We start from the raw sequence: 12,436 nt of genomic DNA, 5'->3' as shown, positions 1-12,436 counted from the left end.
GGTATAAAATCTACACTACCGTTATTAATAAAGGTATAAGTATTTACTAAAGCTATAAGCCGGCATTATCATTCTATTTTCCAGCTTCTCATGTTGCTGACAATCTTTTCACTTGAAAGTGTAGAGGTATTTTTATTGCTTATCTTAAGAGTTTTTATGCATATACCAATATCTCTTATGACGTACAACAAGCGCTTTTGATTGATCCATCATAAATATAAAGAAAATTTGCAATAAGCAAATTACATCTTATCTTTTGTTTAAGATATAAAATAACAAATTACGATTATAAATCAAAGTATTAAAATGTATATTAAAAGATATTTTTGTAAAAGTATTTATCAGAATTATATGTCGTATTTTTCTATTTTAGCGGTTAAAAGAAAGAGGAATGTCATTTTGCTTTTCATCTGTTTTTTTACATATTGAAATTATAGCCTTATATAGGCACTAACGTTGTGCATTTATAAACTCTTCAAGCCGTTAAGGTATTGGAGGAATATCATTTTAGTTTCTAAATGTAGAAAAAGCAGCAAAGCTTGCTTTAAAGCAAGCTACAACAGTAAAAAAGTTTTATAATAAAACCTCTCTTATTTTTTCAATGTTTTTCTTTTAAACGGAGTGTATCTATAATTTGCAACACAATTTATAATTGTTAGCTTATTCTGTTGTACCATAAAAGATCGACATTTGAGGTGTGGTGATATAAGGTATGTAAGCCTTTTTGACACAGTATTCTGAAAGCACGTGGTGAATATTTAGGGTAAGCCTTGTATAAGTGAATCACATAAGTTGTTATCAAGAGGAATGAGCTCAATAAAAATCTAGATTGTTTACAGATCAGATTGGGTAGAGTCTTTGTCCTTTAAAAGTTGTGTGGAGAAAAAAATTATCAGTGCAGGGATAAACACGGATAAAGGTTGTATTAATCCAGATTCATCATCATCCGCGATAATTTTTTCAAACTTTTATGCTTTCTCTTTCAGGATTCACAACACTTATGAATGTTTCAACACTTATTTGAGGAAGGGAAGGGGTTTTTGAAATTTCATGGTTAAAGTCAATTGCATTCAACAAAATAGCGAGTAAAGTTTTCATCTAAATCCAAGAAGTTTATTTTCAATAAACCATAAATTCCTTGCCAACTTTGATTAAAGTAATGCTTTTTCGTGGTAACAAGTCTTTTTTATAAATGGAGCATTACCTTCTATCCATTTTTTATTTCAAATTTTATTTAAGGATCTAGAAATTAGGAGGTATGTTTTTTGAACTGGATATTATGAAGTTTTTTATAAAACCCATGTTCTTTTGCTAGCAATTCTTTTTGAGTACCTTGTTCAATCAGTTGTCCATTTTGTATGACCACAATTTTATGAGCACGAGCAATCGTTGAAAGGCGATGAGCAATAATGATCGTTGTGCGTCCTTTAGTAAGGTGATGAATAGCTTCATTAATTTGTGCTTCGGTGTGTGAATCGAGCGCACTTGTTGCTTCATCAAGAATCAGAATTTCACTATCGTGAATCATTGCTCTAGCGATAGCGAGTCGTTGTTTTTGCCCCCCTGAAAGATTACAGCCATTATCACCTATCTGTGTATCATAACCATTTGGCAAACTCATAATAAAGTCATGAGCATTTGCTGCTTTTGCTGCTTCGATAATTTCGTCATCACTAGCCCCTTCTTTTCCAAGCCCGATATTATATTTAACAGTTCCTTGAAAGAGAAAAGTATCCTGTCCTACATAGGCCATCAGGTTTCTCAGAGAGCGAAATGTTGTGTAGCGAATGTCTTGATCATTAATCAATATGCGTCCTTTTGTGGGGTCATAGAGGCGCATAATAAGGTTGATAAGGGTTGATTTTCCCGAACCGGATGGTCCCACCAATGCTGTCATTTTTCCGGCTTCTATTTCTAGGTTGATGTCTTTCAATATCATTTTGTTATTAGTGTATGCAAAAGAAACATGTTCGAAACGAATAGTTCCTTGCGTTTTATTCAGATCTTTAGCTTCTTTATGTTCTACAACTGTAAGGGGACAATCGAGTATTTCAAACATCGTACGGATATTGACCAAGCCAGATTCAATTTTAACACGTACATTTGCTAGTCTTTTTGCGGGTTCATAAGCTAAAAGTAAAGCAACAATAAAGGACATAAATTCACCTTGAACACCTGCGCGTTGGGTTGCAAGATAACCGGAAAAACAAATAATACCTGCAATGGCAACACCCGTGAGTGTTTCCATAATTGGATTGGTAATAGCTTCGAGTGTTGCAATACTGTTTGTTTGTTTTTCAACATCACAAATGGCTTTGTCCATCCGTTTTTTCATGACTTCTTCTAGTGAAAAGGCCTTGATGATTCGAATACCAACAGCCGTTTCCTGTACGATTTTGATAATTTCACCAAGTGAAAGGAGCTCTTTTTCCATCAAGCTGCGAACGCGTTTTAAAGCCATTCGAACGCCTAAAAAAGCTAGTGGTCCTACGATTAAAGTAATGGAGATTAACACAAAGTTTTGAATGAACATGACAAGCAACAGACCACTAACGGAAAGCAAATCACGTACAAAAGTTGTGATAATAGTATCAATTATATTACGTACGGCTGTCGCGTTATGAGTTACACGAACAAGAAGATCAGATGAAGTGTTATTATGATAAAAAGAGACACCTTGTTCCATAAGTCGTGCAAAAATTTTACGCTGTTGTTCAGCAATGATACTATTGCCTGCTTTGTTTAGAAAGTAAGTTTGGAAAAAAGTTGCAACTCCTTTGAGAATAAAGATAAAAGCAATGAAGCTAGAAATCAAAACAATCATAGGAAAATTTTGTGCATCAATAATCTGATTAACAACATCCCGCATAATCCATGCACTGGTTGCTGTGGTACAAGAAATGATGATCATTGAGAAGATAGCCGCACTGTACCAACGCATATGTTTACGAAAATTTTCTCGCAAAAGGCGGATAATAAGATGTTTGTCAAAAGAGGAAATTTGTTTTTTAGCCATGAAGAGCTTCTATATTCTCTCATTATTTTATGCAAGATTGAAACACTCTTAATTAAAAAGCCCCTTAATCTTTTTTACAAAAATAGCTTTTTCTTTCAAGGTTCATCACATCAATTTCACGACGGTGAGAGTGAAGAATGTAGTTCAAAGTTTCTGTAAAAGGTATAACGAAAATTCGTTGTTCATCATTATTTTTAGTTTTCAATAAAAGATACCGGTGAGTTTCACTATTGTATTTACCAATTTCCATATTGTGATAGCCTTTGGCACTTGAAATGGCTCACAAAAAACATTTCTGCTTTTTTAATAATTTTTATGTATCATCTCCATTTGTGATGTGTAAGCAAACAATTTTGCCGCATTGCATGATAAAAGAGCTTGAAATAAGAAGACCTTACGATGTTTGAGCTTTCTCATTAATATGCAAAATGACGAATTCTTCTTATAAATTGATAAAGCATTATTAAACTCTTAAAAGGATTTATACACATTTATAAAACCTTAAAAGCACCACAAAAATTCTATGTGGTGCTTCTAAATAATACTATACACATCATTTTGATGCGTTGCATGCGAATATTATTCCAATGCAAAACTATTTAGGTGCTATCACCATCATCATTTGCCGGCCTTCAAGCTTTGGCTCCAATTCGATTTTGGCAATTTCACTTGTATCTTCTTTCACACGCTGAAGAAGCTTTAATCCAAGATCTTGGTGAGCCATCTCACGACCACGAAAACGCAAAGTAATCTTTACTTTATCACCATGATCAATAAAGCGATGAACAGCCTTGAGTTTGACTCCATAATCATGGACATCAACATTTGGGCGCATCTTAATCTCTTTGATTTCGATGACTTTTTGCTTCTTACGTGTTTCAGCAGCTTTTTTTTGGGTTTGATATTTTAATTTTCCCAAATCGATGATTTTACATACAGGTGGCTCCGCATTTGGTACAATTTCAACCAAATCAAGTCCCGCATCTGCAGCCATAGCAAGAGCTTCTTGTATCGCAACAACTCCCTGATGTTGTCCCTCATCATTGATAAGCTGAACATGAGGTACCCGAATATCCTGATTTGAACGTGGTCCGTCTTTTTGGGTAGGTGTCATTTTAAACGGTTTACGAATGGTTTATGCTCCTTAAATTTTGATTCAACTACAGTTAATTTAATATACAATTATGTACCTAAAAACAACTATAATTCGTGTTATTTTCATTATTTGATTTATTACTTTTTGGAATGATTTAGATTATAAAAGTTTTTCTCTTAATTTAAAGAAATTGTTTTATAGAGGATAAAAAATCATGGATCAAAATATTCCTTGTCAGTTTTTTTCATTTGAGAACACCGCACTTGCAGTACGCTATCGCAAGGGGCGCCAATCTCCAGGTTTGGTTTGGCTTCCTGGCTATCAATCCGATATGTTAGGAAGTAAGGCAGCGTTAGTTGATCAGTTTGCTCAGAAGAATGATTTGTCTTGTTTACGTTTTGATTATTCTGGACATGGAGAATCTGAAGGTGATTTTTTTCAAGGAACAATTTCGCGTTGGGTTAAGGAAAGTTTAGCGACTTTTGAAACCTATTGTGAGGGTCCACAAATTTTGATTGGTTCCTCTATGGGGGGGTGGATTGCGCTAAGGCTTGCAATGATGCTAGCACAGAAAAATAAGAAGCTTGCTGGCATGATATTGATTGCTCCAGCACCTGATTTTACACAAACATTGGTGGAACCAAAATTAGGCCCAGAAGAATGGAAGGTTTTGGAAGAAAAAGGCTATATTGAACGACCTGCAGTTGATGATACAGAGCCAATGCCCTTTACAAAAACATTGATTGAAGATGGGCGCGAAAATTGTGTTATGAAAGGATGCATTGATGTTGGGTGTCCAGTCCATATTCTACAAGGGATGGAAGATGAAGATATTCCCTATCAGCATACATTGACTTTACTTGATCATTTACCTCTCCATGATGTAACATTGACACTTGTTCGTGATGCAGATCATCGCTTTTCTCGTCCACAAGATTTAGATTGCCTTGAAACAGTATTGAGATCTTTTATTAATCAGATTAATGCAAAGTAAGGGGTACATTTATTGATGAAGATAAAAATATATGAGCATTTCTAAACAGCATTTTATTTTTTCTGAGCGTTTTGTACCTGTACGGGTGCGGGAAAATAAGTATGCGCGCCGTCTTACCTTACGTATTGATGCCAGAAGTCAGGAGATTTGTGTAACAACACCACCAGCAATAAATCTCTATGCGGTTGAAAATTTTATTGAAAAGCATCGATCTTGGATTGAGGCACGTCTTGCTCATGTACAAATCTCTCATAAAAATGCTTATCTCAAAGAAGGGGCGACAATTCCCTTATTGGGTGTTTCTCATACCATAAAGCATAGAGAGGGACGTGGGGTAACAGAAATCATTACAGCAGATGCGGAGCAAGGGCCTGAAATTATTGTTTATGGTCAATTAGAATATCTCCCAAGACGCATTGCTGACGTTTTGAAAAAACAAGCGGCGCTTATTATAACGCCTTTGGTGGCACATTATGCTCATCAGGTAGAGCGTAAAGTCAAATCCATTTGTTATAAAGATACGAGAAGTCGTTGGGGCTCTTGTTCAATCGATAAGCGTCTTTCTTTTTCTTGGCGCCTTATTATGGCACCAAAAGAAGTTGTTGAGTATGTTGTTGCCCATGAAGTTGCTCATCTTGTTGAAATGAATCATGGGCCAAGATTTTGGGCTCTTTGTGAAGAGCTATGTCCTGATAGTAAAACATATCGTGCTTGGTTGAAAGAAAATGCTCCTAGACTGCATGCAATTAATTTTGATTCATATAATTTAGAGGCGTAAAAAACTTTCAAATGAAGGCAATATTTAACGGAACTTTTTGTTGAGTGTTTTGTTGAGTGTGTGCTTGCTCATGTATAATGAGGAAGCCATTGAAGCTCTCAGCACGATTGTTCTCCCCTGCTTGGTTTGCTGAGTGTCTTCAATGTTTTGCTTTATCTTTTTTGTAATTCAGCGTAATAACCCTAAGTTCCGATGACTTATAAAAAAATGGGAAGGTTTTTTATGTCTGTTCTTACAGATCCACTTCAGCTATTACAGGCACTTATTCGTTGTCCTTCTGTTACACCTCATGAAGCAGGGGCTTTATCAACTTTGGAACAATTTTTGAAAAAAATGGGATTTCACGTCGATCGCCCTGTTTTTACGGATAAAAATACAGATAATGTTGAAAATCTTTATGCAAAAATGGGGAGTGAAGGACCCCATCTTATGTTTGCGGGTCATACGGATGTCGTACCGCCAGGTGCATTGGAAGATTGGACTTACCCACCTTTTGAAGCTGTTATAGATCAGGGGAAATTATATGGGCGGGGTGCTGTTGATATGAAGGGTGGTATCGCTTGTTTTATTGCGGCTCTAGCGCGAGTTCTTGAGAAACGACCCATTAAAGGAAGGGTAAGCCTTTTAATTACTGGTGACGAAGAGGGGCCTGCTGTTAATGGTACGGTAAAACTTCTCAAATGGGCAGAAAAAAAAGGCGAAAAATGGACTGCGGCTCTTGTGGGAGAACCAACAAGCGTAAAGACTGTTGGTGATATTATCAAAATTGGTCGCCGCGGATCGATTTCTGGTGTCATTACCGTGAAGGGTCGTCAAGGTCATGTTGCTTTTCCAGAGAGGGCTGCCAATCCCTTGCCTTTGGCAAGTAAGCTTATTCAAGCATTGACACAAATCGTCTTAGATAAAGGGACAGAAAATTTTCAACCCAGTAATTTAGAGCTAACAAGCATCGATACCGGTAATTTAGCGGTCAATGTTATCCCAGCGCAGACAACAGTTCATTTTAATATACGCTACAATGATCTTTGGACAAAAGAAACACTGATGAAGGAAATTGAAAAGCGTCTTGCTTTGGTGCAATCAAAAAACAATGGTGATCAATATCCCTCTTATCAGCTTGAATGGATTCCAAGTTTAGGAGATGTTTTTTTGACCAAAAATGATAAACTCATTCAAACTTTATCCAATGCTATTAAAAGTGTAACAGGGAATATACCAGAATGTTCCACTTCTGGTGGTACTTCAGATGCGCGATTTATTAAGGATTATTGCCCAGTGGTTGAATTTGGCTTACCAGGGCAAACGATGCATATGGTAGATGAGTGTGTAGCCCTTGATGCAATAGAAACACTTACTACTATTTATGAGCGTTTTATTATTGAATTTTTTGCATAAAGAAAAGGTTGCTGGTTCAAAAATACCTTTATCTTGTTGTGCCATAAGATATTGCCATTTATGGTGTGGTGATACGAGACTCGTAAAACTTAATATATTAAGTAGTCTTAGAGTAAGTGATGAATATTCTTAAGTTGGGATTCTTGCCTGTAGAGTCTTTAGTTAAGTGAATTACATAATTGAAAAGCCAAAAGAGATCTGCTTGAAGAAGCAGAACTGTTTAGACCATATTGGATTGAAAATATTCGTTCTTTAAGGTGTAGAAAGGAAGTCACACGCAATCATATATGGAAAACAATGAATATTATATCATCATTGTGTGATGACAGGTTGATGTCATAAAGACACACAAAAACATGCTGCTATTGTAAAAAGTTCGTACAACATAAATGCGCTCATTCACAGCTCATGTTTTTATATGTTTTCTGCACTCGCATAAAAGGTACTTCTTGTTCCAATTAGACTCTCTTAGAATAAAGCCTATAGGAAAAGCGCTTTAAGTTTGTTTTATTTCATATATTTTGCTCTGCTTTTTTGTCCCCAAGAACTTCCGTTGCAAATCATTACGAGATAGAAGGTGAGCTTATTTAATCAGCTTTAATCTTGGTTATGATAAAGATACACAGAATTTTTTGTAGCAGCAGGTTGATTTCTTTAACCAAAGATTGTCCTAGTATTATTCTCAATTTTTTAATTAAATAACCTTAAAGGACGGGTACAGACACTTATAAGCATATACGCATACAAGTAAGATCATATGAGATTAACATCGTTTCGCTCGCTAACAAAGCAATACCGATTCATATTTAGTATATTTGCCATTTGAGCACATTATTTGTTTAGTAAAGCTCATGATGTTGCTGTTACCTATAAATTAATACCGATCATACAGCCGCGTATCTCAAATAAATATTGGTTCAGTATTTTTTGCGACAACAGCTTTTATATGCCAAAATGGGATAAAAGCATTGTGTATATCTATTTTTTATAATCTCTGAAACAGACATACAACCACAACCTGATTGAGGGAAAATATAAAAGGTATAAAGGTGAAAATCAGCGTGCTTTTTTACTTTCTTTTTTATTCGGCTTTACGGTTTTCAAAAGTAACTAGAGTAATATCTTTTTAAATAATCAGAGACTGATGCATGGCTTCATGCTTATTTCTCTGGTTCTTTAAATGGTGCCACGATTTCATAAAGAACAATACATTATCGTATTATGCATTCACATACTTGTTTTAAAGAAATTTTCTTAATGTTTGTCACATTTGTGCTACTACGGTGCTTATGAATGTTGTAATATAAAATCTATAATGCCTCCCCATCTTTATGTTTATGAAAAATAAAGTTAGAGCACCCTACACTTTCTAGCTCAAAATATTGCAATAGCTTTTAGCACTTAAGAGTGTTCATAAGAGGCCTTTTTACTCCTTTTTTATAGTTTTTATCCACATGCTTCTCTATTTTTAAGGTGTAAGCAAATGGCGATAACTAACTTGCTATAAATAGTTTTGAAATGAAAGAATCTCACAATATTCTAGTCTCACCTTGCTATGAAAAATGATAATTATGATTAAAATAAGTATGTTGTTATAAAAACTTTAATTTGCGAGTTGGCTGATGATGTGATCAAGAACAATACGTCCTTTGGCTGTTGCTTTTAAGCGTTGGTTATCGACCATTTCTATCAATTCTTGGTGTTGTAACTCGATCAGTTTTTCCATAGGGATGCGTTTGGGACTTAAGGTTTCATAGCGTATAAGTTCTAAGCCTTCGCAAAGGCGTAATCCCATAAGGAGCATTTCATTTGCCTGTTGTTCAGTGGTTAAATGTTCCGTTTCAATACAGCCATGTCCTGTTGTTTCTACCAAATTAAGCCACTGTTCGGGATGCTTTTCATTTATTGTGACATAACGTTCGCGGTTTTCAAGGTGTGATGACAATGTTTTTGAACAGAAAGAGGAATGATTCGGTGTATGCTCAATGAAACGTCCATGTGCTCCTGGACCAAAGCCTGCATATTGGTGATAACGCCAATAAAGAAGATTGTGTGCTGATTCGGCACCGGGCATTGCATGGTTTGAGATTTCATAGGCAGGAAGTCCATGTAGTGCCGTTATTTCTTGAGTAAGATGATACAGATCTGCTGCTAGCTCTGATGGGGGAAGGATAAGTCTTCCTGCATCATGAAGCCGTTTAAAGGCAGTTCCTTCTTCGATTGTCAATTGATAAAGAGAAAGATGGTCCGCTGCTAAATCAATTGCTTGTACAAGTTCAGATTTCCATTGTTCAAGGGTTTGTTCGGGACGGGCATAAATGAGATCAAAAGATAAACGTGGAAAAATTTGCCGTGCTAAAGTAATAGCGCAAAGAGCTTGTTCCACATTATGGAGTCGGCCAAGTTTGCGCAATGCTTTATCATTGAGCGCTTGTATCCCTAGAGATAAGCGATTAACACCTGCCGCACGATATCCACGAAAGCGCTCTGCTTCCACACTGGATGGATTAGCTTCTAATGTAATTTCAACTTTATCATCGACTACCCATTTTTTTGCAAGTGCTTGCAATAAGGCATCGACAGTTTGCGGCTCCATAAGGGAAGGGGTTCCTCCACCAATAAAAATACTTGTAATATGGCGTGGGCCTATTTTGTGGTATTGCGTTTCTATTTCGCGCTTAAAGGCGGTGACAAAACGTGGTTGATCAACACCATGGATGCGAACATGCGAATTAAAGTCACAATAAGGACATTTAGCTACACAAAAGGGCCAATGAATGTAAATGCCAAAAGGTTCATTCATGAGAATGCTAAAAGGTTTTCTGCCAAAAGTTTGAAAGCACGTGCGCGATGTGAAAGAGGGGGAAGATCATTACGTTTCCAGTTGTGTTTTTGCTCTGTTGACATTTCTCCAAAGGTATTTTCATATCCATCGGGTAAAAAAATAGGATCAAAACCAAAGCCTTTATCTCCCCGTGGAGGCCAAATGAACGTTCCTTCAACGCATCCACGGAAGTAATCTGCATGAGCATCAGGCCATGCAATGCAAATGACGGATATAAAACGGCATTTCCGTTGACTTTTTTCTCGTGCTCCGACTTTTTGGAGTTCATTTTCTATTTTTTTCATAGCTTTTGGAAAATTACGTGTACCATCGGCTTGAATTGCCCAATCAGCGGTATAAACGCCTGGCGCACCCTCCAATGCATCTATCTCTAAGCCTGAATCATCAGAGAGGGCAGGAAGTCCTGTTTTTTTTGCTGCTGAAAAAGCTTTAATATAAGCATTTTCTTCAAATGTTTTTCCCGTTTCTTTTGGTTCTGGCAAGCCCAGTTCTTTTGCCGATTGTATTATTAAACCGAAAGGCGTAATTAAAGTAGTGATTTCATGCAATTTTCCAGTGTTATGTGTAGCAATGACAAGTTTTTTATCTGCTATGCTTCTCATATAGATTTCTCCAAAAATGAAAGGGGAATTATTTTTGTGCTAAAAACGGTTTAAATGCTCATATACACACACATTCTGCTTAATTTCACATAATATGATTATTTTACACGTTTTATGATATTTTATTCCAATAAAATTTTTTATCTTGCACGAAGATAACCTTGCAAAGATAGGAAAGACATGTCTTTTTTATGATAGCATTTTATGGTAAACTTCCAATTTTCTGCTTGCTCTAAAGGGTGAAATTTTCTATTTACAGCGATTTTTAATCAATCTAGATTCTCTTGACAAGTCCCTACAGCAGACCACTTTACAGATCAATTCTTAATCTTAAATATTTCTCACACACTCTAACAAAAATATTTCCTGCGTAATTTATCAAGCATCACTCTGAAAGGTAGCATTTTACAGCTCAATAGGATAATATGTTTTTATACTACTTTAGACTATTTGACCAAACCTTGGCAAAACTTATATAAGAGATGAGGATTTTAAAAGTAGTGAAACAGTTGTGATGAAGCACAAAACTATTGATAATGAACTAAAATATCTTGATGAACGTTCGCGTGATATTTTTCGCCATATTGTTGAAGCTTATCTTAATGATGGTGAACCTGTAGGATCACGTAATCTTTCGCGGCTTTTACAACAGACATTATCGCCTGCGACGATTCGCAATGTGATGAGTGATCTTGAACATCTCGGTTTGATTTATGCACCACATGTTTCTGCGGGTCGAATGCCAACACAATCAGGTTTACGCTTTTTTGTTGATGCATTTATGGAAGCGGGTGATTTGCCAAACGAAGAGCGAGAAAATATTGAAATGCAAGTCAAAGAGGCTGGTCATGCACAATCGGTTGAACATTTTCTTGTCCAAGCAAGCCGAGTTCTTTCAGATCTTTCACGTGGGGCAGGGCTTGTTTTAGCAACAAAACAAGAAGGAACATTGAAACATATTGAATTTGTGCGCCTTGATAGGGAGCATGCTCTTGCCGTTTTGGTGACTCAACAAGGTGAAGTTGAAAATCGTATTGTTCATTTACCGGAAGGGGTTACTCATGCACAATTGACGGAAGCAACGAATTTTCTCAATGCCCATATCCAAGGGCTTACATTGAGTGAAGCTAAAGGGGAAATTGCCCGCTTATGCGCAGAAACACGGGCTGCACTTGATGATTTATCGCATCATCTTGTTGAAACGGGATTAGCTCTTTGGGGAGGAGAAGGTGCTGATCATAAAATACACCTCATTGTTCGCGGGCGTAGCAATTTACTTGAAGATGTGAAAGCAGAAGAAGATTTAGAACGATTACGCCATTTGTTTGATGATCTTGAAACGCGTGAAAGTATGGCACAACTTCTCGATTTAACGGATGAAGGTTCTGGGGTTAGAATTTTTATTGGTTCAGAAAATAAGTTATTTTCACTTTCTGGTTCTTCTTTAGTTGTAGCACCTTATCGTGATTCACAACAAAGAGTCATTGGTGCTTTAGGTGTTATTGGTCCTACACGGCTTAATTATGCAAGGATCGTGCCCATGGTTGATTATACAGCTCAACTTGTGTCACAGTTATTGCGTTAAAACGATGCAAGTAAGTATTTGTACTATAAAAGCTCATTGTATTATATAGTATTATATACATCGATACCCCTTGATTTTTGTCTGTAGAATTTCGATATCGAGAATAACGAATCTTATGAAGGAAT

The 12,436-nt window shown here is 36.3% G+C and carries 10 protein-coding genes; 4 read left to right on the top strand and 6 right to left on the bottom strand.

Annotation, left to right across the window (positions count from 1 at the left end):
• Positions 1-960: 960 nt before the first annotated feature.
• From ACFINE_RS02085 to infC, 4 genes are all read right to left on the bottom strand, one after another.
• Positions 961-1,098, bottom strand: coding sequence for a hypothetical protein (locus ACFINE_RS02085; protein ID WP_375620869.1), 138 nt, complete (start codon positions 1,096-1,098; stop codon positions 961-963).
• 151 nt (positions 1,099-1,249) lie between these two features.
• A complete protein-coding gene (locus tag ACFINE_RS02080) occupies positions 1,250-3,016 on the bottom strand; it encodes an ABC transporter ATP-binding protein (RefSeq protein WP_375620868.1) in 1,767 nt (588 codons plus the stop codon).
• A 64-nt stretch (positions 3,017-3,080) separates the two neighbouring features.
• A complete protein-coding gene (locus ACFINE_RS02075; RefSeq protein ID WP_375620867.1) occupies positions 3,081-3,266 on the bottom strand; it encodes a hypothetical protein in 186 nt (61 codons plus the stop codon).
• A gap of 345 nt (positions 3,267-3,611) precedes the next feature.
• A complete protein-coding gene (gene infC / locus ACFINE_RS02070; protein ID WP_026500140.1) occupies positions 3,612-4,130 on the bottom strand; it encodes a translation initiation factor IF-3 in 519 nt (172 codons plus the stop codon).
• A 196-nt stretch (positions 4,131-4,326) separates the two neighbouring features.
• Here infC and ACFINE_RS02065 point away from each other — a divergent pair, with 196 nt between their 5' ends.
• The 3 genes from ACFINE_RS02065 (at position 4,327) to dapE (ending at position 7,279) form a co-directional block, all read left to right on the top strand.
• Positions 4,327-5,106, top strand: a complete 780-nt coding sequence (locus tag ACFINE_RS02065; RefSeq protein WP_375620866.1) for an alpha/beta hydrolase — start codon at positions 4,327-4,329, stop codon at positions 5,104-5,106.
• Between the two features lie 31 nt (positions 5,107-5,137).
• Complete coding sequence (locus tag ACFINE_RS02060; protein WP_375620865.1) at positions 5,138-5,884, top strand: M48 family metallopeptidase; 747 nt, start codon at positions 5,138-5,140, stop codon at positions 5,882-5,884.
• Between the two features lie 222 nt (positions 5,885-6,106).
• Positions 6,107-7,279, top strand: coding sequence for a succinyl-diaminopimelate desuccinylase (gene dapE / locus ACFINE_RS02055; RefSeq protein ID WP_375620864.1), 1,173 nt, complete (start codon positions 6,107-6,109; stop codon positions 7,277-7,279).
• Between the two features lie 1,603 nt (positions 7,280-8,882).
• Here dapE and hemW read toward each other — a convergent pair.
• On the bottom strand, positions 8,883-10,082 hold the full coding sequence (gene hemW / locus ACFINE_RS02050; protein WP_375620863.1) for a radical SAM family heme chaperone HemW: 1,200 nt from the start codon (positions 10,080-10,082) through the stop codon (positions 8,883-8,885).
• Positions 10,079-10,726, bottom strand: a complete 648-nt coding sequence (gene rdgB, locus ACFINE_RS02045) for an RdgB/HAM1 family non-canonical purine NTP pyrophosphatase (RefSeq protein WP_375612805.1) — start codon at positions 10,724-10,726, stop codon at positions 10,079-10,081. The genes hemW and rdgB overlap by 4 nt, the downstream gene beginning before the upstream one ends.
• A gap of 514 nt (positions 10,727-11,240) precedes the next feature.
• Here rdgB and hrcA point away from each other — a divergent pair.
• Entirely contained in the window at positions 11,241-12,311 is a 1,071-nt protein-coding gene (gene hrcA, locus ACFINE_RS02040; RefSeq protein WP_375620862.1) for a heat-inducible transcriptional repressor HrcA, read from the top strand.
• The last annotated feature ends 125 nt before the right edge of the window (positions 12,312-12,436 follow it).

Source organism: Bartonella sp. AA97HXZ (assembly GCF_042196985.1).
Classification (GTDB): domain Bacteria; phylum Pseudomonadota; class Alphaproteobacteria; order Rhizobiales; family Rhizobiaceae; genus Bartonella.
Note: the sequence above shows the minus strand (reverse complement) of the source record. Positions and strands in the feature narration are given on the sequence as shown.